The sequence below is a fragment of the Butyrivibrio sp. AC2005 genome (assembly GCF_000424145.1).
Classification (GTDB): Bacteria; Bacillota; Clostridia; order Lachnospirales; family Lachnospiraceae; genus Butyrivibrio.
In genome coordinates this window covers 129594-156263 of sequence record NZ_KE384137.1, presented here as the reverse complement: position 1 = coordinate 156263, position 26670 = coordinate 129594, and the positions used below count along the sequence as shown (strand labels likewise).

General features: G+C 37.2%; 23 protein-coding genes. All 23 read right to left on the bottom strand.

The window, feature by feature from the left end; translation table 11 throughout:
* Positions 1–21 precede the first annotated feature (21 nt).
* Positions 22–414, bottom strand: a complete 393-nt coding sequence (locus G602_RS0117690) for a GerW family sporulation protein (RefSeq protein ID WP_026660142.1) — start codon at positions 412–414, stop codon at positions 22–24.
* Between the two features lie 15 nt (positions 415–429).
* A complete protein-coding gene (locus G602_RS0117685) occupies positions 430–1464 on the bottom strand; it encodes a hypothetical protein (RefSeq protein ID WP_026660141.1) in 1035 nt (344 codons plus the stop codon).
* The gene (locus G602_RS0117680) at positions 1464–1802 is read right to left on the bottom strand and encodes a hypothetical protein (protein WP_026660140.1); all 339 of its coding nucleotides are present in this window, start codon (positions 1800–1802) and stop codon (positions 1464–1466) included. Before G602_RS0117680 ends, G602_RS0117685 begins: the two co-directional genes overlap by 1 nt.
* 15 nt (positions 1803–1817) lie before the next feature.
* Positions 1818–3233 (bottom strand): peptidoglycan D,D-transpeptidase FtsI family protein, encoded by a 1416-nt coding sequence (locus G602_RS27370; RefSeq protein ID WP_044932701.1) that lies wholly within the window; start codon positions 3231–3233, stop codon positions 1818–1820.
* On the bottom strand, positions 3217–4473 hold the full coding sequence (locus G602_RS27365; protein ID WP_242835654.1) for an FtsW/RodA/SpoVE family cell cycle protein: 1257 nt from the start codon (positions 4471–4473) through the stop codon (positions 3217–3219). Before G602_RS27365 ends, G602_RS27370 begins: the two co-directional genes overlap by 17 nt.
* Before the next feature lie 111 nt (positions 4474–4584).
* Positions 4585–6936: a U32 family peptidase gene (locus G602_RS27360; RefSeq protein WP_049945316.1), complete on the bottom strand. Its 2352-nt coding sequence runs from the start codon at positions 6934–6936 to the stop codon at positions 4585–4587.
* Between the two features lie 47 nt (positions 6937–6983).
* Positions 6984–7391: a cell division protein ZapA gene (gene zapA, locus G602_RS0117660; protein WP_026490641.1), complete on the bottom strand. Its 408-nt coding sequence runs from the start codon at positions 7389–7391 to the stop codon at positions 6984–6986.
* A gap of 114 nt (positions 7392–7505) precedes the next feature.
* Entirely contained in the window at positions 7506–8543 is a 1038-nt protein-coding gene (ruvB, locus tag G602_RS0117655) for a Holliday junction branch migration DNA helicase RuvB (protein WP_044932695.1), read from the bottom strand.
* 19 nt (positions 8544–8562) lie between these two features.
* On the bottom strand, positions 8563–9183 hold the full coding sequence (gene ruvA / locus G602_RS0117650) for a Holliday junction branch migration protein RuvA (RefSeq protein WP_026660138.1): 621 nt from the start codon (positions 9181–9183) through the stop codon (positions 8563–8565).
* 46 nt (positions 9184–9229) lie between these two features.
* Positions 9230–12985: a response regulator gene (locus tag G602_RS27355; RefSeq protein WP_044932691.1), complete on the bottom strand. Its 3756-nt coding sequence runs from the start codon at positions 12983–12985 to the stop codon at positions 9230–9232.
* Positions 12986–13006: 21 nt separating this feature from the next.
* Positions 13007–13516 (bottom strand): Gx transporter family protein, encoded by a 510-nt coding sequence (locus tag G602_RS0117640; RefSeq protein WP_026660136.1) that lies wholly within the window; start codon positions 13514–13516, stop codon positions 13007–13009.
* Positions 13509–14195 carry a hypothetical protein gene (locus tag G602_RS0117635; protein WP_026660135.1) on the bottom strand — a complete coding sequence of 229 codons (687 nt, stop codon included), beginning with the start codon at positions 14193–14195 and terminating at the stop codon, positions 13509–13511. Before G602_RS0117635 ends, G602_RS0117640 begins: the two co-directional genes overlap by 8 nt.
* A gap of 27 nt (positions 14196–14222) precedes the next feature.
* On the bottom strand, positions 14223–15779 hold the full coding sequence (locus tag G602_RS29245; protein ID WP_049945315.1) for a PP2C family protein-serine/threonine phosphatase: 1557 nt from the start codon (positions 15777–15779) through the stop codon (positions 14223–14225).
* Between the two features lie 15 nt (positions 15780–15794).
* On the bottom strand, positions 15795–16199 hold the full coding sequence (locus tag G602_RS0117625; protein ID WP_026660134.1) for an ATP-binding protein: 405 nt from the start codon (positions 16197–16199) through the stop codon (positions 15795–15797).
* 16 nt (positions 16200–16215) lie between these two features.
* Positions 16216–17394: an anti-sigma factor antagonist gene (locus G602_RS29240; RefSeq protein WP_049945314.1), complete on the bottom strand. Its 1179-nt coding sequence runs from the start codon at positions 17392–17394 to the stop codon at positions 16216–16218.
* 36 nt (positions 17395–17430) lie between these two features.
* Complete coding sequence (locus tag G602_RS27340) at positions 17431–20661, bottom strand: cellulase family glycosylhydrolase (protein ID WP_196808718.1); 3231 nt, start codon at positions 20659–20661, stop codon at positions 17431–17433.
* A 75-nt stretch (positions 20662–20736) separates the two neighbouring features.
* Positions 20737–21036 (bottom strand): STAS domain-containing protein, encoded by a 300-nt coding sequence (locus tag G602_RS0117610; RefSeq protein WP_044932688.1) that lies wholly within the window; start codon positions 21034–21036, stop codon positions 20737–20739.
* A 156-nt stretch (positions 21037–21192) separates the two neighbouring features.
* The gene (locus tag G602_RS27335; protein WP_044932686.1) at positions 21193–21576 is read right to left on the bottom strand and encodes a NusG domain II-containing protein; all 384 of its coding nucleotides are present in this window, start codon (positions 21574–21576) and stop codon (positions 21193–21195) included.
* A 69-nt stretch (positions 21577–21645) separates the two neighbouring features.
* Positions 21646–22677, bottom strand: coding sequence for a branched-chain amino acid aminotransferase (locus G602_RS0117600; RefSeq protein WP_026660132.1), 1032 nt, complete (start codon positions 22675–22677; stop codon positions 21646–21648).
* Between the two features lie 173 nt (positions 22678–22850).
* Positions 22851–24269, bottom strand: coding sequence for an AI-2E family transporter (locus G602_RS27330; protein ID WP_049945313.1), 1419 nt, complete (start codon positions 24267–24269; stop codon positions 22851–22853).
* A gap of 44 nt (positions 24270–24313) precedes the next feature.
* Positions 24314–25132, bottom strand: coding sequence for an Mrp/NBP35 family ATP-binding protein (locus tag G602_RS0117590; protein WP_026660131.1), 819 nt, complete (start codon positions 25130–25132; stop codon positions 24314–24316).
* A gap of 51 nt (positions 25133–25183) precedes the next feature.
* Positions 25184–26179, bottom strand: coding sequence for a glycosyltransferase family 2 protein (locus G602_RS27325; protein WP_044932684.1), 996 nt, complete (start codon positions 26177–26179; stop codon positions 25184–25186).
* A complete protein-coding gene (gene leuD, locus G602_RS0117580) occupies positions 26169–26657 on the bottom strand; it encodes a 3-isopropylmalate dehydratase small subunit (protein ID WP_026660129.1) in 489 nt (162 codons plus the stop codon). Before leuD ends, G602_RS27325 begins: the two co-directional genes overlap by 11 nt.
* Between the last annotated feature and the right edge of the window lie 13 nt (positions 26658–26670).

The following is a 26670-nucleotide window of genomic DNA, read 5'->3' as shown; positions in this document are numbered from 1 at the left end:
CCTTTTGCCGCAATTCTTAACTCAGGTTGCATCTTCAGGAAAAGCAATATCTACAGCGCTGTCATCATCCATCATGTCATTACCGCGATTCATGAAGCGATCTGCAATATCAGGAACAAGATCAAGTACCTTCGTTACAGCATCCTGATTCTTGATATTAACAAGCTTAGTCTGACCGTTCTTAATAACCAGGACTGCACTTGGCGACATTTTTGCCGCAAAGCCCCCGGCTCCTGAATTCTTCTTGTCGGCATCGCTTGCTCCTGCGCCTACACCAAAAGACACGTCCACAAGCGGAACAATTATAGTATCGCCAACCTTGGTAGCTTCTCCGACTACAGTTTTAGCGCCCATAATCTTATTCATACCGCCCATAAGAGAATCTACAACGGAATTAAAATTTGAATCTCCCATATAACTCTCCCCAACTTATGAATCTATTATTTTCTTAAAACGTCTGTAGGTTTTTCTGACATCCTTGTTAAAATAAAGAACGGCAGCAGCCCACACTATGGTAAATACTGTTATCCTACCCTTAAGGTGTACTTTACCGGCAATTCTTTGTCTTTCAAAGTCCGGTGTTATAAAAACTTTATTGACAAGTACCGGATACATCACACCATAAGCGGCCAAAATATCGGCAGTTATAGTAGGATCGCTTGTTCCAACAAGAAAATCAGCATGAAATTTCTTCGGGATTATCATTTTCAGAACCCTAAGAACCTGCTTTTTGGTAACCTCGAATGCACGCTTGAAAATGTCGTTGGTTAACGTATTTTTTACCATGTTTATCTTAGCATTAATTCTAGATATTGTATATTGTATTTTTTCGAATACATTCTGTGGTATTTTGATAATTTTATAAATAGTATTAAATATACTTTTCAAAAAATCTATAAAATTTTTTGAGTCTTCGCCCTCTGTATCATCCTCATAGTCGAAGGGATCAGCCAAATCATCTTTTTCATCCTTCTTGTCACTACTATCTTCATTACCTTCTGCAGATTGCGGAGAATCAAGGCCATCTGTAGTTTCAGAATTATCCTCATTATCCGGTTTAGCCTCAAAGCCTTCTTCCTTCTCAAGAGCCTCGGAATATTCCGTTACCTCAGGCTCATAGGAACTATCTTCAGTTTCATATGAATCCTCATCATATAATTCATCATTCTTTTTATTTTTCGGAGGAAAAATCGTGAAACATAATACTTTTAGAGTAAACTCTTTTGATTCAGGATAAGATATCCCCCCACTTACAATATGTAAGAGCCAGCTAAAGGATGCATTCGCAGACAGATTCTCCAATATTTCAGATGCATCTTTTTCAATATCGGTTTCCGTTATTACAGCATCTGCCTTATATCTTACAGGTACAAAAAGAACAAATATAAGAACAAGCAACAAAAAAGCAAGGATAGAAAGGATTACTATCCCAAGAATTTTTAAGACAGTTAAAAAAATCCCCATTAATTATCCCCCACCGCTTTTTCAAGATATGTACGAATATCCCCTGTCAAACCACTTTCAGAAGCCTCTTCAAACATTTTCAATACTAAATCCAATGCCTCTTTATAGCTTCCGGCAATTCCATATATATATGCAGGATGTCTCAGATAATATTTCTGTTTCAAAAAAGCACAATGCTTTATTTCAATCTGGCCATCCGGAATATCAGAAGCTGTAAGCACGTAAATAAAAAGCTGTCCTGCTCCATGTTTTAGCTTCCATTTGACAACCAAAGGTTTTTTTACAGATTCCCCAATATATAAATTTTTAGCAAAAGTACAATAACCCCGTATAGACAAAACCTTATATCCCCTCTACTTTTCAAAGTAAGCATCAAAAATTCTCTTAGCGATGGGAACTGCATATTCTCCACCAGAACCTGCATTTTCTACAATTATTGTAACCGCTATCTGCGGATCCTCAGCCGGGGCATATCCGGTAAACCAGGCATGAGAATCTGATGTGCTATCCTTGAATTCCGCAGAGCCTGTTTTTCCTGCAGCCGTATAATCAAGGCCTTTCAGCCTTGAAGCTGTTCCATCAGTCACAACCTTTTCCATCATATTTTTAAGAAAATATGCTTCATCCGATGTAATTAAATTTTTATAAGCAGCAGGCTCAAACTCCTCTACCACCTTACCGTCCTCAGTCTCAACCTTCTCTAAAATATATGGTTTCATTAAAATACCATCATTAGCTATTGCAGCTGTTATAAGGTTAATATGGAGTGGTGTTACCGTAGTTGTGCCCTGTCCTATACCAAGCTGCATCATATCACTGTCCTTAATATCAGCATTGCAGATGGCTGAAGACATTGAATAATTCATATCCCAAGGTAATTCGGAATTAAACATAAGATTATCCAATGTTTTTTCGAAGGAAGATTTATCAAGCTGTAGTGAAATATTTGCAAATGATGAGTTACATGACTTCGCAAAGGATTTTGTAAAATCAAGTGCACCATGACTTTCCCCATGAAAACATCTTATTGTGTCTGTACCATTTGTAAACTTACCGTTGCAATTATATCTGTATTCAAGGTATTCATCGCCTTTTTCCCTATAGTATTCAAGAGAAGTAATCATTTTAAATGTAGACCCGGGAGGATAAAGTCCCTGCGTTGCTCTGTTTAACAGCTGTGTATTATCTTTATCGGAAGTGATATCCTCCCATTCATCGAGGATGGTTCCGGGATCAAAATCAGGTTTTGACACCAGTGCAAGGACCTTACCTGTTTTTACCTCCGTAACAATGATAGCACCTTCTCTTGCAGACAACGCTTCATAAGCAGTCTCCTGAAGCTTAACATCAAGGGTTGTATATACATTATCTCCCGGAAATTTCATCTCATTTTCTTTAGCCTCTGCCTTACTCTTAAGAGTAGCATGAGAATTTATAAGATAATAATTTGCGAGATTTTCTATACCACTTCTTCCATTAACGGAAAAACCGACAACGTGAGAAAATTCTTTACCAAAAGGATATTCTCTAGTCTCATTTCCATTGCTGTCTGTTACTGTTTTGGCAAGTATCTGACCATCATTTGCATAAATTGTTCCACGGCTGTTTTTAGTTCGAAGCAGCTGCTGATGAGCATTATAGCTATTATCCATCATAGTCCGTTCATTGTTTATTGCATACGAGCAGATATAAATTATCATCGCTATAAACAGGACAACTGTGAAACCGCCGATTACCATAATGGGATAAGATTTATTTTTTCCCTGCATTTATCTTCTCCCTCTTTTTTTCTAAATAAGCCTGATATCTTTCATCACTGCGAACAAGACATTCACCTTCAACAAGCGCAAACATTACAATCGTAACCATAACGGAAGTACCTCCATAGCTGACAAGCGGAAGTGTTACGCCTGTAAGCGGTATAAATTTCGAGTCTCCTCCGACAGTAAGAAAAACCTGGAATATGTAGGTTACAGCAAGTCCGACACAAAGAAGTCTTCCGAAATTATTCTTAATCTTATAAGCTTCGAGTAATATCATCAAAAATGTCGAAACACAAACAGCAATAAGGCATGATGCAAAAATAATACCCAGCTCTTCAGCAATTGCCGCAAACATAAAATCCTCTTCAACAAAGGGAATCGATGACGGCGTTCCGCCATATAATCCAAGCCCCCACAGTCCGCCACCACTTATTGCAAAAAGTGACTGTGTAATCTGATATCCTGTAGAATCAATATCTGTCCAGGGATCTTTCCACGCCATAACACGCTGCTGAACATGCGGAAATAGCTTATAAGCTACAAAGCTTGCCACAGCCCCGGAGCACAATCCTGCTCCAAAGTATAAAGGCTGATTTGTAGCAACAAAAAGGACACATAAATATACTACAAAGTAAATAAGCGCGCTTCCAAGATCCTTTAAAAGTACAAGGATTATTACATGAACTGCTGCTATTACCGAAACAATTACAACGGATTTAAAGTCTTTTCTCTCAGCAAGAATCGAAGCTACGAAGAATACAAAAATAATCTTAACAAGCTCCTGGGGCTGGAATGAAAGACCTGCTATTCTAAAGTTGATCTTTGACCCGTTGGTAACAGAACCATAAACAAGAAGTATAAGAAGTATCAACAGACCGGCACCTGCAAAAATCCATCCCATCCTTTCCAAAAATGCAAATCTGAATAACAGCTCAGGAATCAGAAATGCAATTACTATGGAAGCACTTGCAATAATAAATTGTCTTATGCCTTTACCATAGGAAATACGCGTAATCATTATCATTCCTACCATCAGAAACATACACATATTGTTTATAATAAGTCTGTTACCGTCAGGATAAACCATCCTGAACATTGATATGGTACTTATCAAAACAATTGTCTGAATCATCAGCAGAAAAAAGTATCGTTTACTTCCGGTCTGTGCAATAATCTGAATAAAACACGCAAATTGGGTAACAAAAAGAGAAATGGTCTGTAATCCGTAAATCCATCCACGTCTCATTTCGCCCTTATAGATAAAAACCAGGAAACTGAAAAAAGTAAAAAAAGCCATGCTCCCGGCTATTACATATTTAGATATTTCTGTTAAATATAATTCAATCATGTTGTAAGTTTAATCCGCACTTCTCTCAAAATGTCCCGCAGTATATTGCTTTGCTGCAAGTACATTTTCAGCTTTCTTTATTTTGTCTTTATCTTTACTGTGCAAAACAGTTGTATATGCATCCAAAACATCATGGACATCGGATGATTTTTCAATTGTAAAATCTATCCTGTAAAGCAGATTAAATTTATCTGCCATGCCTTTGAGCTTTTTAGTCTTCTTAAATAATGATACAGGAACACTGTTCCAGATAATATTGGCGCAATGCGTGCAATCATATGTTACAGGAAGCTTTCTTCCCGTTCTGTCTGTTATATCCGTACATCCGTAATTGCATACTTTTCCCTTGTTTCCGGAGCAATTATCCAATGTGTTCTTAAGGCAGTTAGCTGTATGCATCATTGGAACACGGCCATAAATCTGCATACCGGTAGCATATGTAAAACTTTCCACATTATTAAAACCGCATGCTTCCAAAAGCTCTGACATCTCATATGAATTTAATTCAAGTGGCAGATTAAAGCCTTTTAAGTTTAATCCTGCTGCACATTCTTCATACAATTTTAAAGCTTCGTGATTCCAAATATAAAGCCCATAATCCAGAATAATATCGCCTTTATATTCCGTTTCCTTAATTATTCTAAGCTCCTCCGCATTTCTGACAAGAACACCCTTTAACTTCAATACATTAGCCTTTTCCAGTATAGCCTTTATTTCCTTATGGCCATCAAAAAAAGTTTCATTTCTGAGAATATAAGGTAATGAAACATATAAATCACAGTCTGTATGCTCAGGTATAGATTCATTTAATAGTAAAATTCTGCTATCAATATAAATCCTTCCCGTCATTTCGTTTTTAATAAAATAATCGCATACTGACTGAAGCTGTGCGTAATCCATTACAGAAACAGCAATTTGGGTGTTTTCTCCATATCTTACAGATTGGCTAATTTCTTTTTTGTTATTATTCTGTATATCGGAATCAGCTTTTAAACTGTTATCAATATTATAACCACGTCTTTTTATAATTTCATTTTCAAGAGCAATTGAGGCATTTCTCCTTAGCTCATTAAGTGCTTTATTCGGTATAAAAATCCCCTTATCATCCATATCGATAACTATGGACGATACACTAAAGCCTGTATTTCCAAACTTTCCAAGCTGTTTTTCTATATCTTCTTCAGACATAGCTCTGTTTACAGCTTCCTGAACAGTATCCCCGGTTACAGAAGTGCTTATCACCTCGTCAGATACTAATAGATAAGCCGTTTTAACAGTCAGACTCGCAGGTTCATTAATCCTGAGTTTACAGGATATTTCTATGTCTATTTTCTTTTCACCGGTTATGTATCTATTTCTTACTTCCTCCAGAACCCTCTCATCTGATCCGTTATAAGCAGGGTTATCAAGAGTTATCATATCAGGACTGTTATGTCTGAAATAATACCCTTCACCTATCTTTGAGCGAAGATATAACGAAGACAGTATTCTTTTATCATCCTTAGATGCCGAAAGCTTTATTGCCCCCTCTTTAAAATCGCTGTCTTTTGATCCAAGGTCATAATATCTATCTATGTACTTTCTGTAGATGCTGGTGACACCGGCAGCATACTCCGGTTTCTTCATTCTTCCTTCGATTTTAAAGGAATCAATACCAGCCTCAATAAGCTCAGGAATCCTGTCGACCATGCACATATCCTTCAGGCTTAAAGGATAGCATTCTCCTTTATTATCAGGTCTATACGGAAGTCTGCAGGGCTGAGCACATCGACCTCTGTTGCCACTTCGTTCACCAATCATACTCGAAAAGAGGCAGGCACCTGAATAACAATAACACATAGCACCGTGGATGAAGGCTTCTATTTCAATGCTTTTTCCATCCGCAAATCTGCAGTTATCGTGTATGCTCCTGATCTCAGATATAGAGAGTTCTCTTGCAGGAACAATTCTGGATGCGCCGAGATCCATGAGAAGCTTTGCGCCTTTTTCTCCGGTAATTGTCATCTGAGTACTTACATGCAGTTCTACCCATGGATAAGCTTCTCTAATAATCCTGAAAATACCAAAATCCTGTATAATGGCACCATCCAGGCCGGTATAGGCAAAGGGCGCAAAAAATTCCTTAAATGAAGAAACTTCGTTTTCTTTTAAAAGTGTATTAACCGTAAGGTATATTTTTTTGCCATGAAGATGAGCATACCTGATAGCCCTTATAACTTCTTCATTTGTAAAATTATCGGCAAACGCCCTGGCTCCAAAGCCCTGGCCTCCCAAATATACCGCATCAGCGCCGGCATTAAAGGCACCAAGCATAGTCTCATAATTACCTGCAGGTGCAAGAAGCTCTACATTTTTTATCATAATAATACCTTTTTATCCAAAAAGGCTGCCGAGCCGGCAGCCTTTTATTATTTTTTAAGAGTCTTAAGCTCTGTTTCCATCTGAATTATTTTTCGTGAATCTTCCGTTATGTCCGACTGAAGATTCTTCACATTTTTTTCAGTATTCTCAAGCTTAATCTGAGTAGCAATAAGTTCATGCTTTATATCGTAAAGCTCCTTCTCCTTATCACTCAGCTGACCTTCAAGCATTTCAACCTGCTTTTTTGCCTTGAAATAATCATCTGCAATATTAAGCTGAAGAAGTACATTCTGTGTATCAAGAGGCTGTCTCTTGAATCCATCCATTTTGTTATAATCTGCAATTTTATTATTGATATACGAAGCAACCTTCTGAAGATATTCCTCACTCTCGTATCCACTTAAAGTAAAGACTTTACCACCGATTATTACCTCAGTATCTGTCTTAGATGCCATAAATTTTTTCCTCCCCACCTCAAACCTTAAAATTTAGTTATTTGAATTATAAACTTTCAAAGTGTGAGATTTCAATAGTATTGATTGTTATTTTATAAAAATCATACCACAATATCATGTATTTGTCATCGGTTCAAGCCCTAGATGTGTATATGCAAGATCAGTAACAACCCTTCCCCTGGGAGTTCTGTTAATAAGTCCGTTTTTTAAAAGATAAGGCTCATAAACATCCTCAATAGTACCTGCATCTTCACCTATCGAAGCTGCAAGCGTATCAAGACCTGCGGGGCCACCACCGAATTTTTCGATAAGTGTCAAAAGAAGTGTTCTATCATTGTGATCAAGTCCAAGCTTATCTACATCCATAAGATCAAGGGCTGTTCTTGCAACCTCCTCTGTTATGACGCCATCATACCTTACCTGCGCATAGTCTCTTACTCTTTTTAAAATTCTATTTGCAATTCTTGGCGTACCGCGGCTTCGTCTTGCCATCTCCCTGGCTCCGAGATCTTCTGCCTCAACTCCCAGCACTTTAGCCGACTGCATGATAATCTGCATAAGCTCTTCTGTTTCATAAAACTCCATCTTGTAGAGCATTCCAAACCTGTCTCTAAGCGGAGCTGAAAGCATACCTGCCCTTGTAGTTGCGCCTATGAGAGTAAAATGCGGAAGATCAAGTCTTATAGACCTTGCAGTAGGTCCCTTACCGATCATTATATCAATTTTATAATCTTCCATTGCAGGATACAGAACTTCCTCAACCTGTCTGTTAAGGCGATGTATCTCATCGATGAAAAGAACATCACCCTCCTTTAGATTATTAAGAATAGCGGCAATATCACCGGGTTTTTCAATTGCAGGTCCGCTTGTTACCTTGCAATGTACACCCATTTCAGCGGCAATTATCTCAGCAAGTGTAGTCTTTCCAAGTCCCGGAGGTCCGTATAAAAGTATATGATCAAGACTCTGCCCTCTTTTCTTTGCTGCCTCAATCGAAATGGTCAGATTTTCCTTTATCTTGGATTGCCCGATATAATACTTTAATCTTTTTGGTCTAAGTGACCCTTCGATTTTTTTATCTTCATCAAGAAAACCTGCGCTGACCGCGCCGTTACCACGATCTGCAGAGGTTTTTATTGTCCTTTTTTCCATTTATTCACCAACTTAAAATTCAGATTAATTCTTTTAATGCAAGCTTCAGAATAGCCTCAGTATCTTCAGCATTAACTTCTGATGCAGAAATAACAGTTCTTACAGCCTTCGATGCCTCCGACAAACCATACCCAAGACTCACAAGTGCTTCCACAGCCTCGTTTTGAGGTTCATCAATGCCCTTTCCACCGGTGAGAGCATCTGTACTTCCGCCGGCCTTTCCTGCAAGGATATCATCACTGGAAATCTTATCCTTAAGCTCAAGAACCAGTCTTTCTGCCGTTTTCTTACCTACACCGGGAGCCTTGCTGATAGCCTTTGAATCCCCCGAAAGAATTGCAAAGCGCAGATCATCGGGCGTCATCACTGAAAGAATAGCCTGACCGCCCTTTGGTCCGATGCCGCTTACACTGATAAGCAGCTTAAAAAACTCCAGTTCATCTCTTGTGAGAAAACCGTACAAATTCATGGCATCCTCACGCACACTCATATAAGTATAAAGCTTTACTGCCTCTCCCTTAGAGGGTAATCTGTCTGCAGTATAAGCAGAGATATTAACATTATAGCCAATACCTCCTACATCAATAACTGCCAGCAGATCTCTTTTTTCATCAAGTATTCCGTTTACAAAAGCAATCATTTAAAAGAGCTCCAATTCATTTTTCTTTTTTACCGGAGAAATCTCCTTACTTCAATATTCTGGATAGATCGCTATTAATTCTATCATACCATTCAAAAATTGTTTCTGTTTTTTCATCAATTAAGACTAAATTATTCTCTTTACCTGCAAATTCAAGCTCTTTTGCAAGCTCACTGAATTCATCTGCTCCAATAAGCCTGGCTGAACTCTTAAGAGCGTGCATTTCAATTACATAATTCCTTATATCCTTTTGTTCAAAGAGCTCTTTAATACGTTTCTCTTTTGTTTCAGCGCTGCGTATGAACATTTGCAAAATTGTTATATAGGCATCCTTTGTTCCGCAAAGCTTTATAGCCTCGTCAACCTTAAGATAGCTGAGTTTTCTTATTGCAGATATGGTTTCGTCATCCTCATCCCTGATTTCTCCTGTATTTCCTACAGGCATAAATTCAATAATATCATCATCAGGATCAGGTGCTTTAGCTTCTGATGCTTTTTTATCATTTGTCTCCATTTCAGCATATGAAACCTTAAAGGAAGGCAGATATTTTGCAAGCACTTTTTCAAGCACTTTGGGATCCACAGGTTTTGAAAGATAATCATCAAAACCTGCAGCTATATATTCTTCCTTTGCCCCGACAACAGCATTAGCTGTAAGTGCTATAACAGTTGTATCCTTCTTTAAAAGATTTTTTTCCTTAATATATTTTAAGGTCTCAATACCATCCATTTCAGGCATCATGTGGTCAAGCAAAATAAGATCATAATGTTTACTCTCAACAGACTTTATGCAATCCTTACCACTTGAAGCAAAATCAGGCAGTATCTTATTTCGTTTCAGGAGACTTTTCATGACAGAAAGATTCATTTCATTATCATCAACCACCAGAATATCGGCATGTTCTGCGACCAGATATTTACCATTATCCTGCTCGGCCTCTGTAATAACATTATTAATATCAAATTCACCGATGTGACGCCAGTCAGTAACCTTCTGCTTTAGTTCAAATGAGAATTCAGACCCTTCGCCATATACACTCTTTACCTGCAGATTACTTCCCATCATCTTAAGAAGGCTTGTAACAATAGCTATTCCAAGCCCGGTACCTTCAATATTTTTATTTCTCTTTTCATCAAGTCTCTGGAAAGACATATTAAGCTTATCTATATCCGCGTCGCGAATACCTATTCCGGTGTCGGTTATTCTAACATCAAGCATTATATGTTCCTTGCCAATTTCTGTTCCTGAAATGGACAAAGTCACACTTCCTTCTTCAGTATACTTAACAGCATTTGTCAAAAGATTTAATATGATCTGTTTAATTCTGAAATCATCACCATACATTCCCATAGGAAGCTTAGGATCAATTTCAAGCTTAAGCTCAAGATTTGTCTTTTTAATCCTCGCATTTATCATATTAAGAATGTCTGCAAGAAGTGGTATCGTCTCATAATTCACCGCAACTATCTCAAGCTTACCCTCTTCAATCTTTGAAAAATCAAGAATACTGTTTATCAGAGCAAGGAGAGTTTTTGATGCATGCTGAATGTTTGCAGCATAACCCTTTATATCATCTGTAGGACTTTCCCTGAGAATCATTTCATTCATTCCGATTATTGCATTTATCGGTGTTCTTATCTCATGCGACATCATAGCCAGGAAGTCACTTTTTGCTTTTCCTGCAGCAATAGCAGCATCTGCTGATTCCTGCAGTTTCATATTCATCTCATCCTGCCATTTAATAAGTCCGCCAAGCAGTCTGTATATGATTATTATACACATCAAAGAGAGGAAAAATGCTATTGTCCCATACACAATAGTTCTTCCGTAAATAGAGAAAAAGTTGAAAGCGACAAATACGGTAAAATCTGAAACCGTGCTGTTCTCAGCTATAAGAACCTTATAAACTCCATCATAATCTTTGATAATATCAACGCTTCCCTGATTTTCATATGCTTTACTATATGGCAGAGATGCAATGTTTGTTGATCTGTCCTTTGTCATCTGATAGGTTCCGTATGGATGATTTATGATCATTCCTCTCGCATCAGTCAAAAATGCATAGCTTTCAGAAGAGTAGGAATCTCCCAGAATCTCAATAAGTTTATCAATATAAAAATCTATTCCAAATACACCAAGAAACTCGCCGGTATCATTGTTAAATACTTCACGGGAGAATGTGATGCAATAAAGCCCTGTCTGCGCATCAATATAAGGGCTTGAAATATTGAAGCCATTCTCAGAATTTATTGTATCCATATACCATTGTCTGTCTTCGATTTTGAAATTCTTTCCCGGCTTCCAGCCATTGTTCATAAAAACAGTAGGCTCAAGATTTTTACTTGCAATATAAGTTGCTGAAATCTGAGCATAGCACTTGGTTATTCTGTCAAGATAACTGACAGTTTCATCATAGTCCTTCAGGATATCAGGATTAGTCGATATATCATTGCAGAACATATCAAGGATGCTCTTTTGCGAAACAGTCCATTCGGAAACCTGACTTTCATAGTTACCTACTGTCTCCTGCATTCTTACCCTGCACCATCTTGAAGTCATCCAGCTTATTGAAAAAACACTTATAAGCATAGTTATAGTCATCAGAACAATTATAATGTTTCTGAATCTCGTACTTACCCTTGCATATTTTCTGGCATTTAGCCTTGTATTTTTTTGTTTTTCTCCTTTTACATAATTCGAGTAGCTTATTATTTGCTGAATATTTTCCGAAAGTTGAATTGAAGCCTCCTGAATAACCTTAAATCTGGCTTCATAATTCATATCCTCATCGAAGGTTCTTGAATCAGCATTATTCAATATCTGGTTTAAAGGAGTTTTCAGATTACCTGAAACATTCTTCAGGAAATTTTCCTTTTCCTCAAGTGCCTCCTGAGCCTTCGCTTCATTGGATTTACTTATGTAGTAAAGAGCAAAAACCACTGTAAATAAAATTACATTTAGAAGCATGGCTCCAAATAGCCATACATAAGAATCATGATAGAGCTCCCAATCGTTTATTCCTACTATGAGATACCAGCCGGAATTTGTTCCGGTTGCAAAAAGATTATCGTAAAAGAAGCCCTTTCTAATTTTTGAAGAAACAGTTTCATTAGATGTTTTTGCAATATTAAAAATGCCTGCGTAGTCAGGAAATACATCAATAAGATTATTGCCGACAAATCCCTGTTCACTGCATCCGGCAATAATACCATCTTCAGTAACAATAACAGCCGTATTATTATCTGCTATGGAAATCTTTTCTATTTGTTCCTGTATTTTAGAAAGGGTAAAATCAATGGCAAAGACAGTGCCATCATCATCGAGACTAATAGCTACAAAGTAACAGATATTCCCCGAAACCACGTCTATATATGGATCGGTTATGAATGCGTTACCGTCATTTTTTATGGCACCAACGTACCATGAACGGTCTAAAGCCGTATAATTATCATCATTAAGATTAGGAATGATTTCCCAGTCTTTTCCGGCAGCATAAACATTAAAGCCCACACCATCGGTTTTCCGATTTACATCATCCTTTGTAGCATAAATAAACTCAGTAAGAGCATCAAAATCAGACACAATGGGTTGTGCTTTAATGGCATATTCTGATGTTAAATTCTTGGCGTTGTTTATTCCGTTTTCAAGCTCAGCACCTATGCTCTCAAGCTGATATTTTCCGGAGCTTATGGTTTCGTCAGCCGTTGTCCGAAATACCAGCAAAAGATTAATGCTGTTAACTATGATCAGAGCTATTAAAACGATTATAATTACGCCAGCTGCCTGTTTTTTCTTTTTCACTTAAATACCCCCGGAAAGGTCTTAAAGCAGCTGCATGTATTTCAAGTATTTAAGCATTATTCCGGCAATAATTCCATTTAAAAAGCCGGTCAAAGCTCCCGATATCAGAAGTAGTGGCAGGTAATACATAATACCCGATGTCTTTACGACAAAAGCAGCTATCAGAAGCTGCGCGATATTATGTGATATGCCCCCGCAAATACTCACACCTCTGATATCAAAAATATTTATTTTCTTTACCGCGACCATCACAAGAAAGCTTATGACTGCTCCGGATGCAGAGAACATAATTCCAAACATGCTTCCAAACAATAATCCGGTAAGTAAAATTCTAAGCAAATTTATTACAATCCCCGATTCCATACCATAATTATAGATTAGAAGAACTATAACCATGTTTGGCAGTCCCAGTTTCATACCCGGCACACCGCCAAAAAAAGGAATCAGGGATTCTATGTAAGACAATATCATGGCATAAGCAAGTAATAATCCTAGTGTCGCAATCCTTTTGATATTTACGGTCTTATTCATTTTTAAGTTCTTTAATAATAGTCATTTCTATTGTATTACTCTTCGTTCCAACGATTACATCTGTTGCAATATTCGCAACGATTGACTTCTCAAGCTCGTCCCACGCTTCCTTAGGTGCTTCATCATCATTGTTCTCTTCGATAGCATCTGAAAGAGAAAGCTTATAATCAGATAATGACCAGGCAGCGCCAAGATCTCCTATGCCACCTATACCATCATAAATACCCATACTTCCAAAGCCTACGCTTACTCCGCCGTATTCCTGCTGAAGACGACCTACATAATCGAAGTCAAGAAGACCGGTTTCAATAATATCAGCAATTTTTGCCATAAAGCCCTTAGCCATAGCATTTTGTCCGTCGGAAGCCATCCCCAATAACTCTTCCTTTTTTTCAAAGGACATATCTGTCTTGGCAGTCAGCTTAAGGCAGCAGAAATGCTCGAATTTTTCAAACCAAAGGAGTGCTGAAAAATCTTTTGTAATTTCTTCAAGCATTATGGCAGTTTCTTCAAAGAGAAGCTCCATGTGAAGATTGTCCTTAGGCTGAAGCTTACAGTCCTTTAAATACTCCCCCGCCTTCTCAAAATCCGCATCAAGATTATTATCCTTGCAGGTAATAATAATGTTTTTTGATTTACAAATTGGGATTTTTTCAATTTCCTTGTACTTTTTTTCCATAGTCGTCACCTCATAAGTTTTTTTATATTATATCACTTTAGTACCTTTTTCTGTGCCATAGTATTTAAGGCAGAGCATCGTAATATCATCAAATTGCGGTGCATCCTTAACAAATCTTGAAATACTATCCCTTACATTTCTGTCAATTTCCATAGGAGTGCCATCTGAATCCATATTCAGAGCTTTTAACATTCTCTCCTCACCAAAAAGGCGGCTATGCGCATCCGTAGCCTCTGTTACTCCATCTGTGTAGATAAATATCGCATCTCCGGGGGATAACGAAATCTGTCCTCCTCTGAAATTAAGACCTTCAAGAGCCGCAAGCGGTGGTGAATGTTTTTCTTTTAATAATTCAAATTCACCATCATCCTTTCTGATACAAGGATATTCATGACCGGCATTTGCATAATCAATGGTGCCATCAGATATATTAAGAATTCCAAGCCAGGTGGTTACAAATAGTTCCAGGTCATTACCCTCGCACAACTGATTATTTACCTTTTTAAGAATTGTGCAGGGATTCATTTTTCTTGAGTACAGTCCCTGATTCTTAATAATAGTTCTGGCAACCATCATAAAAAGAGCTGCCGGTACACCTTTTCCTGATACATCAGCAATAACTATCGCAAGATGATTATCATCTATCATAAAAAAATCATAAAAGTCACCGCCGACTTCTTTTGCGGGTGTCATTGAAGCATATAAATCAAATTCATTTCTGTCCGGGAACGGAGGAAAAATTCTTGGCAGCATATGTTCCTGAATTGAAGAAGCCAATGATAAATCCCTGTCGGCAATTGCCTTATCCCTTCCCTGAAGTACATTTAATATGCAATACATAAGTAAAATCACCAGCATGATTACTCCGCCGATGATTGATATACCATAAATTCTTATAGTAAGAATTGATACAACAAACGGTGACAGTGCATACATAAAAAATGTAGCAATCTGGTATCGCTCCAGATTCTTTCTCTCTATAATAACCACAGCCATTGTAGCTATTGTAGATGAGAAAACATAAACCACTGACATCAGATATAACTGACTTCTATGATAAACTCCATCCTTTGTAACATAGTAATAAATATGGTTAAAGAAATTGGAAACTCTTATAAAAAGAGCGATAACAAGTCCAATGCATTGAAATTTGTTAATAAGCTTTACTATTCGTCTTTCAGTTTGCAGATATGACTCAGTATACTTCCAGAAACAAAAAAGCTCTAAGGGACCACAAATGTAATATATAAAATTATCTGCATAATTTATTATTGAAAGCTCTGGTACCCCGTCAACAAGCCATGCAATAGCGTCAGTAAAAAGTCCAATATAAGCAGTATTCAGTAAATAGAACAGCCATTTCAGGTTAGAACCTGTTTTTTGTACATCCAGGAGGCAGCATATAAATAATACCGCCCCCATCAACATTCCAAAAATATCACCACTGATATTAAATACATAAATAGGTTTTAAATTATTTATGCCTCTTATAAAAATAAGCTGTGCACAAATAAAAACCAAAAAGATATAAACCACAGAAACAACGTATGCTCTGTTTTTCTGCTTTTTTGTAAGTAATTCCATTATAGATCCATCCGGTTAATTCAAAGATTTTGTAATTGTAGTAATATTTTGATTATCTACATATTCATATTTTACATCATCCATGCTATTTTTAACCATATAGATTCCAAGACCACCAATTTCTCTTTCTTCAGCACTAAGAGAAACATCCGGATCGTCCTTGGCAAGCGGATCATAATGTAAGCCACTGTCTATAAGTGAAATTATTGCTTTTCCATCATCGTTGGAATATTTTATTACAGCACTTCCAACCTTGTCCCTATAAGCATAGTGCGCAATATTTACAAAAAGTTCTTCTACCGCAATATCAATTTTCATTTGATTTTTCATGCTGCAGCCATCATCCTCAAGACCGCTGTCGATAAACTCAAGTACTTTTGGCAGATTTTCAACTTTCGCTTCAATTGTTAATTCCTTCATGTCCCCTATCCTTCTTTCAAAATTCCAAGGTATCTGTTTTAGCAAGAAGCTCTATAAGTTCTTTTGTCCAAAGCTCAATTTCAGCCTTGCCCTTTTCTTTTTCGAGAGCACCACGTCTTATGTTTCTTCTGATAATTCTGGTATAGCCTACTACCCTGGCCTTATCAATAACTTCATTAAGTCTATCTTCGTCATCTGTATCAAGATAAACAGCCAAAGCCCTTTTTGCAAATCGTTCAGCTTCATCTGCATCAATACCAAGGAAATCCTTACAATTTCCCTTATCAAGCTCATAAAAGCCTACAAATGCATTATAGATAGAAGCAAGTTCAAAAATAGGATGTCCGACAGCCAATGTATCCATATCAATAAGCAGAACTTCACCATCCTGTAATTCGATATTATTTGTATGGTAATCTCCATGTATCATATGATTGGACTCAGGAACATTCTCTATAAGCCCTTTTAATTTTTCATAAGCATCGGCAGGCAGATAATCCTTATCAAATTCAGTCCACTTTAAAGCTGTTTCCTTAATACTTGGCAGTTTGCCATCCGGGACCTCTGTCTCATGGATTTTTTTCAAAAGGCCTGCAAATTCATCTACACACCATTCGAATTTATCCGGCTCTGATGCAAGGATTTTTGAAAATGATTTAGCATTTAAAAGTTCAAATACTGATCCATAGCTGTCTCCAACCTTTACTACATCATAGGATATAGCCGTAGGAATTCCCAGGACAAGCGCAAGCCTTGCAACTTCTCTTTCGTGTTGAATATCATTTAGCGCATCAGCGTTATTATAGACCTTAACAACATTGTCACTGTCAATTCTATACAATGTTCCATTAGCGCCTTTTCCTATAACCTCACAACCTTCAACACTTACAACACGATATGCCTTTTCGACTGTCATCATCTGATTAAAGCCTGTCATATCGAATATTTCATATACTTCAGGATTTACATTTATAATCTTCAGATTTTCAAGCTTCTTACGCAAATGAAGAAGAACTCTCAGTCCTGCACTGGAGATGTACTCTAGTTTTTCAGCATCAATTATTACGTGCTTTCTATCTGCATCAAGCGCCTCATTTATACTGTCCTGAACCTGCGGAGCATTATTAGAGTCTATTCTTCCGGATAAACGTATCAGCATTTCGGATACTTTCTTTTCAATATTTATTTCGTGCATGATATCCTCCTTTGCGTAAAGGAAATAAAACTATGATCAGTATCTGGTAGTTCTTACTACTCTGTGCGCAATATTCTGCCACATATGGCTTATTATTCCGGCATCTCTTGTAAGATTTTGCGGCAGCGATGGCATCCTGTCGTAAAGAATTTCATAATATTCGAGTTTATCCTCACCATAATCCATAATTTCTATCGTATGATTAAAGATATTTCCTCTTTTTGACTCTATTATAGTCGTAACAGCACCACTAAGGGTTGCTTTGTAATCACCGTTATCTATTGTTATGGTTACGGGCATTCCGGCTTCAAGTTTTACCTCATCATCAAGGAAAACTGCTACGCTATGCTCAGTCATCCTGGTCGTTACACCGTAATATTTATTTCCCTTGTCTTCACCATGCGCAACGGTGATTTCAACAGGTTCTGCATCTATTACGTGAACAACCTCATTATCGGAATCTCTTCCATCGATGATGAACAATGCCATTATCAGGAAATACAGATTTCTTACTATCCAGAAAATAATTGTAATAAGTCCTAAAATCTGCATCATATTGATCATGAAAAGAACTCTTATGATCGCTATTACCGATAATACAACCAATATAATAAAAGGTGTCATAGCCTTTAAATCAGCTTTTCTGTTATTTGCCTTTCTTGTCTTGTCGGTTACCTTAAATTTTGAATCAGTTATTCCAAACGATTCCTTAAGAATCGGAATAAACAGATGCGGCATCACACTGGTCTCATAAATTCCGCTCCATTTAAGGGACATTGCATTTCCACTAAGGACTCTTAGAGTCATATCCTGTAGGATAAACATAGGAATCCAGTAAACCAGAAGTTCAAGCCAGTTACACTTAAGTACAGGAACAGCAAATGCAGCAAATAGTATGGGCGACATTACATAAACAAAATTCTTTATTGGAGAATACCAATATGATACGCAGCTCCAGTAGCTTATTTTCTGTCTCAGAGAAAGCCCTTTAAGTGACCAGAACTTTATCTTTCTCGCAGTTACTATAACCCCTCTGCCCCATCTGGATCTTTGCTGTATATGTTCCTTAAAGGTATGCGGCGTCTGTCCGCTTGCCAGAGGTTCAGGAAGTGCCAGGCTGACATATCCTTTAGATTCAATAAGCATGCCGGTAGCAAAATCCTCTGTAATAGATTCTGTGTAAAAGCCACCTATATCCTCAAGAGCACGTCTGCTTAGTATTGTATTTGATCCGCCATAAATCACACTATTATTAGAGGTCTTGGCAACTTCAATTGTTCTGTAAAAGAAGTCCTGCTCATTTGGGGCTCTTCTTTCAGAATATAAAGCATACTGAAAAACGTCAGGATCATAAAAGCACTGCGGAGTCTGTAGTACGCCAAGGCGAATTTTCTCGTTTTCCGGCATATCCTTACATTTTTTCTCTGCATCAACAAAATATGGTATTGTCTTAAGCAGAAAATCACTCTTTACTATCATATCCGCATCAAGAGTAACAATATACGGAGAAGATGTCTGTCTTAGAGCATTGTTAAGGTTACCGGCCTTTGCTCCTTTATTATCAGGTCTGTCAAAATAACCAACGCCCATTTCTTCAGCAAGCTTTCTCATTTCCGGGCGCCTGTTATCATCACAAACATATACATGAACTTTATTTTTATCAGGATATCTTAAATGATTACATCCATTTATTGTCTTCCATAAGAGTTCACATGGTTCATTGTATGTTGCAATAAAAATATCAACATCAGGAAATTCCTCATCCTTAATTTTCGGAAGAGATGGCTTTTTCATGCCTAGAAGACTTTCATAAAATACAAGCGATTCAAAGAAGCCCAATACCTCAACTGCTAAAAGAATTATATTTCCTGCAATTGCTATTACGCCACTGTCAACAGGTACAGAGAAAAAGATTCTCCAGCACAGATATATAAGTGTAAAATATAAACTCAAAATTATAACAAGGCTTGCAAAAAAGTAACCCCACCCACTCTTTTTGGATATTTCTTTGATTTCTTCTTTAGTTAACAGGTCATAATATGTGTGATACTTCTTTTTCGTAAAATGCAGATATATCGCACGGAAAAACATTGCAATAGCAACAACAATTAAGCATAGCACTGCAAAAACAGGGAATTTATGTACAGCCAGATACCCTCGTTTACCTAGTGAAATAGTAACAAAGGATTCAATCTTAGAGGTATTTCCTTTGGTTATGACATTTGCCGGTGCGTATATATCATCAGGTTTTACACCTTTAATTAATTCCTTAACCCACTTTCCGTATGTAGTTAAATATTTATCATCTAAACCATTTTGGGGATCAAAGGCTGGTTTAAAGAATGCCGAACTTTCATCTTTATTTGAAAAGCTCCAAACAGTATAGCTAATCTTTTTTTCATCAAGATAATTAAACCATTCTCTTGCAGATGCGATATCTATTGTACCATCGCCTGTATGCTCACATATTCCACATTCCGTTACAAATACAGGAATACCTGCGCTTAGTGCGGTTTTTATCTCATCCTTTAAGTCGTCCTTGTGAGTAGCCGCATAAAAATGTAGCGTATACATCACATTATCAAATTCAAGTGGTCTTTTTACTACAGGAACAAGTCTTCTGTCATACTCAGGAGTTCCTACAATTATTACTGAATCCGGAACATTCTTTCTTATTACAGGAATTACTTCATTTGCATATTCTGCAATGTCATTCCAGGTTGTATCACCATTTGGTTCATTACAAATTTCGTAAATCAGATTTGGTGAATCTGCAAATTCGGATGAAATCTCATCAAAAAATTCCATCGCTTCTTTCTTATGTACGTTGGGGTTTTTTTCTTCAAGAACATGCCAATCAACAAGGACATACATATCAGCAGCTATAGCCGCTGATATTCCCTTGCGCATAAGTCTTTTACATTCTTCTTTATCTTTGCCGCAATATACCTCGGAATACATTGCAAGCCTTATAAGGCCGCAATCCCAGGACTCTGAAAGCTGTTTAAAAAGGCTCTCATCAATAAACTCTGAAAACCATGTCAGACCATGAGTACTTACACCTCGTAGCTGTACGGGATTCCCTTTTTCATCTACAAGCTCGGTACCTTCTACATGAAGTTTCCCATTAGCTGAAGGTCTTGCGGTATAAATAGGATCAGAATCTTCTTGGGCTGATACACTAACCTTTAAATTCGAAAGTAAATTAGAGACAACAGCAATAACCATAAATATTATGGCTATCTTAGAATATATTTTTTTATTCATAATCCCTCATAAGAATAAAAATGCACAAATAGCAGGACAACCATAGTTATCCTGCTATTTTCTAAGCTTCTCTACTTATTCAATTGTTAAAATATCGGAAAAGCCTGTTACCTCAAAAATCTCATTAACTTCTTCTGAAACGTTCTTTACAACCATCTTGCCCTGTTTGTTCATTGTCTTCTGCGAAGATAAAAGTACGCGAAGACCAGCACTGGAGATATATTCAAGCTTCGCAAGATCAAATTCCAGATTTTCAACACCCGAAAGCGAAGCTTTAAGTTCCTCTTCAAGTGTAGGTGCTGTAGTTGTATCAAGTCTGCCTTCAAGACCAACCACAAGTGTTTTCTCATTTAAGTCTTTAGTGATGTTTAGCATTCGCATACCCTCCTCATAAATAGTATGTAAAGAATTTTTTTAATTATAATTAAAAATATCACTTATAAAGTATTTTACACTATTACGATAACATTTGTAGTATTTTTATATTTTTTTAATCATATTTATTTTAATTATTATTTTTGAAAATGCATTCTACTTTGCGATGGTATCAATAGTTTTCTCTTTGGCATGTTTTATTACAGTAATGACAACTCTGTGTGGAAGGCATATAACAGATTCACCGTTCTTTGATATTTCTCCCTGCTTTACACACAGTTTATCGGGACAATCCGCATATTCAACATAGCATTTACTATGTTTTACAACAATTTTGTTTTCTCCGCCTTCATACCCTTTGGCAATAAACTCCGTATCAACGGATAATGGTAATTCTTTTATCACCTGACCATTTACACTTACCTGAACAATTTGTCCTTTTTCAGAAAACACCCCCATAATAAAATATAAACCAAGTGAAAAAATGATAACGCCTATAAGAAGTACCAACGATTTTTTCTTCTTATCACCTTCATCCATGCCTGATTAAATCCCCTTTTATGCATAAAAGCCCCGGACTTAAAGCCGGGGCAAATATTATGCTTTTGATTATTTAATGATATGTACCCATCCTTCAGGTGCTTCAATTTCACCCATCTGGATTCCTGTAAGGGTATCATAAAGCTTTTTGATAACAGGTCCCATCTCATCCATACCTGATTCAAAGCAGATTTCCTTGCCATGATCATTGATTTTTCCAACAGGACTTATAACTGCTGCGGTTCCGCAAAGACCCATTTCCTTAAAGTTGTGAACTTCATCCAGTCTTACCGGTCTCTCATCAACTGCAAGTCCAAGATAATCCTTCGCAACCTGAACAATTGATCTTCTTGTGATTGAAGGAAGAATTGAATTGGTAAATGATTTAGGAACTACCAGATTACCATCAGCATCTACAAAGAGGATGTTTGCTCCTCCTGTCTCTTCAATATAGGTTCTGCTCTGAGCATCAAGATATACATTCTCTGCAAATCCCTCTTCATGTGCAGTAACTATAGCATGAAGACTCATCGCATAATTAAGACCGGCCTTGATATTACCTGTACCATGCGGTGCTGCTCTGTCGAAATCACTTACCTTAACAACGATAGGCTTAGCACCACCCTTGAAATAAGGGCCTACAGGTGTTACGAAAATTCTAAACTGATATTCATCAGCCGGTTTTACGCCAATAACATTTCCGGTTGCAAACATAACAGGTCTGATATAAAGTGTTGCGCCGCTTCCAAATGGCGGAACCCAGTCTTCATTAGCCTTAACAACTTCATCAACAGCCTTGATAAATCTCTCAGCAGGAAAAGCAGGCATTTCCAAACGCTTAGCAGAATCCTCCATTCTTGATGCGTTAAGATCAGGTCTGAAACATACGATATGTCCATCCTCGGTCTCATATGCCTTTAAGCCTTCGAAAACCTCCTGTGCATAATGCAGAACACCCGCATCTTCACTTAATACAATCTTAGAATCGGTTGTAATGGCGCCATCATCCCATTTTCCATCCTTAAAATTCGACACATAACGATAATCCGCTACATGATAGTTAAATCCAATGCTTGACCAGTCTAAATCTTTCTTACTCATAATAATATGCTCCTCCTAAAATTTCTGATCAGTTTAGGTATAATAAGAAACGCCCAAGCCGATTTAGTTTAGCACTTTAAAGTACCAACTTTTTAAAGAATATTATAATTACATATAATCAAGTGTCAAGGCGTAAATTTAAGCATTAATTATGCAAGGCCTACATTACAAAATTAATGTCCCTTTTCATCTTCATTTTCTTTTGCATCAGATGTATTTTCTTTTTCGACAGGTAAATTCGGAAGAACCTGCTCAATATACTTTTTCTTACTGCGATACAGTTTAAATATCCTTCTCCAGGTTGATGCTTCATTATGTACATAATATTTTGTATTATCCGCATCCTCCAGGGAAACAGCTCCCCTATCATCCATATATGCCGTATTTATATAAGTCGAAGTATCCCTTGGCATTTTTTTGTCTCTCAGCCGCATCATTGTTACATGTCCAAAAAAGGTATAAATGCATGCAAAAACAGGAACCCCTATAAGCCATCCGACAGGCCCCCATATACCTCCGAAGAACATTATGGCAAATATAACCCAAAAGCTTGATAAGCCTGTGGAATTACCAAGAATAAGCGGCCCTATTATATTTCCGTCAATCTGTTGAATAATTACTATAACTATCAAAAACACCAAGGCCTTGAAAGGATTAATCATAATAAGGAGTATAAGTCCAAAGCCTCCGCCAATATATGGTCCGAAAAACGGAATTATGTTTGTAATGCCAACTCCAAAAGCAAGAACTATAGCATAAGGAATATTTAATATTCTCAGAATAATAAATGTAATAATTCCGACAATAAGTGAATCAACAAGCTTACCGATAATAAATCCCGTAAAAGTATGATGTGCGTATCTGAAAGCGCCAATAACCTCGTTGGCAAAATCCCGTTTGAGATATGCATAGCACAGCTTCTTTCCCTGCCCCATGAAAGATTCCTTTGAATTAAGGGCGTAAACAGCAACAACAATACCAACTATCAGATAGAGAAAAACCTGAATTATATTCATCATACTCTTTGATATTGTGGTTATCATTGTAGATAGATTTGGAACCACTCTATCCTTAAACATATTGTTTATAGTAGCTGAATACTGTTGAAGCAGAGAATCGACAGTCCTTCTGACTGAAGGATTGTCATCCAGATATTTATCCATGAATCTCTGAAAATTTGAAGCATAGTAAGGAAAGTTTCTAATGATTTCCTTAATGCTTCTTATAAGCTGAGGCACAAGGATCATAAACATTGCATAAAGAACTGCAAAGAAAAAGAGCATGGTGAGAGCAACACTGAATTGTCTCACCTTTTTCCTCCTTTTAAAGTACTGACCATCATTAAGATCAATTCCCCGCATCCTGTAGATGGGATAAATCCATCTCTTTTCGATGGTATTTAATATAGGTGAAAGAATATAACCTATTACACAACCGATAATAATCGGGGTTAGTATAGAAAGAAACCTGTTTATTCCTTTTACAAGAGCATTACCGTTAAATAGAACATAGTAAATCAGCATAATCACAAGACTGCAAAATATTACAGACAACATAATACTGACTTGCTTTTTACCAGGCCTCCACTTCATAACCATATCCCCCAATATTATTCCATTTTTATTATAAATTAATCTTATAACTGCTCAAGCTTATAGACAAGACTATCCATAAAATCAGGCTCATATTCTTCTATTTTACCCGCATCACACTTTGCAGCAAAGTCAGGATCAAGTGGAATTCTTGCAAGTACATCAAGTCCGTTGGCAGATGCATATGAATCAATTTTACTCTCACCAAATACATAAATTGGCTTATCACAATGAGGGCAATTCATATAGCTCATATTTTCAACTAAGCCAATTACGGGAACATTCATCATCTTAGCCATATTTACGGCTTTCTCAACTATCATGGAAACCAGTTCCTGTGGAGTAGAAACAACAATTATTCCGTCAACGGGAAGTGACTGAAATACTGTAAGCGGTACATCACCTGTTCCGGGCGGCATATCAACAAACATATAATCGATGTCACCCCAACTGGTTTCACCCCAAAACTGTTTAACTACTCCGGCAATAACCGGTCCTCTCCAAATTACAGGATCCGTGTCATTATCCATAAGGAGATTGAGTGAAACAATCTTAATGCCTTTATCCGATTCAGAAGGAATCATATTACCGTTATCGTCAGCATATTTAATCTGCTCTGCTCCAAACATTTTCGGAATAGACGGTCCTGTAATATCAGCATCAAGAATAGCTGTCTTATATCCTTTTCTGTTCATAGCGCAGGCTGAAAGTCCTGTAACAAGACTTTTTCCAACACCGCCCTTTCCACTGACTATTCCGATTACCTTTTTTACCTTTGTGCCGTCAGCAAGATCAACTCTGAAAGCAGCTTCACTTTCTTTCTTGAAATCTTCAGGTGTTTTCTTTTTCTTTTCTTCTGCCATTTAATAAAAAACCTCTCAAAATAAATTTATATAATACAGAATCTCTTCTGTTTATTTACTGATTTTTACATCTGTCAGGCTTACGTTATCATTCTTATCGCCCAGATATTGACTGATAATATATCTTGGTCTGTTCTTGGTCTCCAGATAAATCTTGCCAATATACTCACCGATAACGCCAAGCGAAATCATTGTAAGTCCGCCAATAGCCCAAATGGAAAGAACTGTTGTAGTCCATCCCGGAATGGTATTGTTGGTAAAATATCTGACAAGTGAGTATATAAGTATAATAATACTTACCGAAAATATTGTAATTCCAAGGCCTGAAATCATTCGAATGGGTTTAACACTTAGAGAAGTAATACCCTCGAAAGCAAAGGAAAGCATTTTAAAAAGAGGATATTTACTCTCACCTGCAAATCGCTCTGATCTTTTGTAATAAACTATGTCGGTTTTTAAACCTATCATAGGTACTATTCCTCTAAGGAATAAATTTACCTCAGAGAATTCCGAAAGCATCTCAAGAGCATTGCTGCTCATAAGTCTAAAGTCAGCGTGGTTATAAACAATATCAGCTCCCATCTTATTCATGAGCTTATAATACCCCTGAGCAGTTCCTCTTTTAAAGAAAGTATCTGTCTCTCTGCTGCTTCTGACGCCGAATACAATCTCGGAACCTTCCTTGAACTTCTGAAGCATTTCGTCAATTGCATTTATATCATCCTGAAGATCTGCATCCATGGATATCGCAACATCACATACACTTCTTACAGTCATTAAGCCTGCAAGAAGTGCATTCTGATGTCCTCTGTTCCTGGAAAGCTTTACTCCCTGAAACAAGGGATTTTTCTTGTGTAATTCTTCAATCATTTCCCAAGTGTTGTCAGCAGAGCCGTCATCAACAAAAACAGCTCTGCTTTCGGAAGAAATTATTCCTTTATTGACCAAGTCCTTAAATTTTTCTTCAAGTCTCTTGGAAGTTTCAGGTAAAACCTCCTGTTCGTTATAGCAGGGAATTACCATAAAAAGTCTTACATCATTTTGCATTTATGTAGTTTACCAATCCTTCACTATCTATTATTTTCTGCATAAACGGAGGAAATGCCTGCCCCTGATATGATTTACCGGTTGTCTCATCTGTGATAACACCTGTATCAAAATTTATGCTTACCACATCACCTTCATTTATCTCTTTTGCAGCTTCTTCACATTCTACAATAGGAAGCCCTATATTTATACTGTTTCTGTAAAAAATTCTGGCAAAAGTCTCAGCAATCACACATGATACACCTGCAGCCTTAATAGCGATCGGTGCATGTTCTCTTGAAGAACCACAGCCAAAGTTCTTATTTGCTACAATAATATCGCCCTTCTGAACTTTCTGGATAAAAGTCTTATCAATATCCTCCATACAGTGAGCAGCAAGCTCTGAATGGTCTGTGGTGTTCAAATATCTTGCAGGTATAATAACATCAGTATCTACATTATCTCCGAATTTAAAAACATTTCCTCTTGCTTCTTTCATAATTCCTTTACCT

What these genes read in the sequence shown, in the direction of transcription:
- G602_RS0117690 (WP_026660142.1), bottom strand. Translation starts at nt 414, where the DNA reads ATGGGAGATTCAAATTTTAATTCCGTTGTAGATTCTCTTATGGGCGGT.
- G602_RS0117685 (WP_026660141.1), bottom strand. Translation starts at nt 1,464, where the DNA reads ATGGGGATTTTTTTAACTGTCTTAAAAATTCTTGGGATAGTAATCCTT.
- G602_RS27370 (WP_044932701.1), bottom strand. Translation starts at nt 3,233, where the DNA reads ATGCAGGGAAAAAATAAATCTTATCCCATTATGGTAATCGGCGGTTTC.
- G602_RS27365 (WP_242835654.1), bottom strand. Translation starts at nt 4,473, where the DNA reads ATGAGACGTGGATGGATTTACGGATTACAGACCATTTCTCTTTTTGTT.
- G602_RS27360 (WP_049945316.1), bottom strand. Translation starts at nt 6,936, where the DNA reads ATGATAAAAAATGTAGAGCTTCTTGCACCTGCAGGTAATTATGAGACT.
- zapA (WP_026490641.1), bottom strand. Translation starts at nt 7,391, where the DNA reads ATGGCATCTAAGACAGATACTGAGGTAATAATCGGTGGTAAAGTCTTT.
- ruvB (WP_044932695.1), bottom strand. Translation starts at nt 8,543, where the DNA reads ATGGAAAAAAGGACAATAAAAACCTCTGCAGATCGTGGTAACGGCGCG.
- ruvA (WP_026660138.1), bottom strand. Translation starts at nt 9,183, where the DNA reads ATGATTGCTTTTGTAAACGGAATACTTGATGAAAAAAGAGATCTGCTG.
- G602_RS0117640 (WP_026660136.1), bottom strand. Translation starts at nt 13,516, where the DNA reads ATGAATAAGACCGTAAATATCAAAAGGATTGCGACACTAGGATTATTA.
- G602_RS0117635 (WP_026660135.1), bottom strand. Translation starts at nt 14,195, where the DNA reads ATGGAAAAAAAGTACAAGGAAATTGAAAAAATCCCAATTTGTAAATCA.
- G602_RS29245 (WP_049945315.1), bottom strand. Translation starts at nt 15,779, where the DNA reads ATGGAATTACTTACAAAAAAGCAGAAAAACAGAGCATACGTTGTTTCT.
- G602_RS0117625 (WP_026660134.1), bottom strand. Translation starts at nt 16,199, where the DNA reads ATGAAGGAATTAACAATTGAAGCGAAAGTTGAAAATCTGCCAAAAGTA.
- G602_RS29240 (WP_049945314.1), bottom strand. Translation starts at nt 17,394, where the DNA reads ATGCACGAAATAAATATTGAAAAGAAAGTATCCGAAATGCTGATACGT.
- G602_RS27340 (WP_196808718.1), bottom strand. Translation starts at nt 20,661, where the DNA reads ATGAATAAAAAAATATATTCTAAGATAGCCATAATATTTATGGTTATT.
- G602_RS0117610 (WP_044932688.1), bottom strand. Translation starts at nt 21,036, where the DNA reads ATGCTAAACATCACTAAAGACTTAAATGAGAAAACACTTGTGGTTGGT.
- G602_RS27335 (WP_044932686.1), bottom strand. Translation starts at nt 21,576, where the DNA reads ATGGATGAAGGTGATAAGAAGAAAAAATCGTTGGTACTTCTTATAGGC.
- G602_RS0117600 (WP_026660132.1), bottom strand. Translation starts at nt 22,677, where the DNA reads ATGAGTAAGAAAGATTTAGACTGGTCAAGCATTGGATTTAACTATCAT.
- G602_RS27330 (WP_049945313.1), bottom strand. Translation starts at nt 24,269, where the DNA reads ATGAAGTGGAGGCCTGGTAAAAAGCAAGTCAGTATTATGTTGTCTGTA.
- G602_RS0117590 (WP_026660131.1), bottom strand. Translation starts at nt 25,132, where the DNA reads ATGGCAGAAGAAAAGAAAAAGAAAACACCTGAAGATTTCAAGAAAGAA.
- G602_RS27325 (WP_044932684.1), bottom strand. Translation starts at nt 26,179, where the DNA reads ATGCAAAATGATGTAAGACTTTTTATGGTAATTCCCTGCTATAACGAA.
- leuD (WP_026660129.1), bottom strand. Translation starts at nt 26,657, where the DNA reads ATGAAAGAAGCAAGAGGAAATGTTTTTAAATTCGGAGATAATGTAGAT.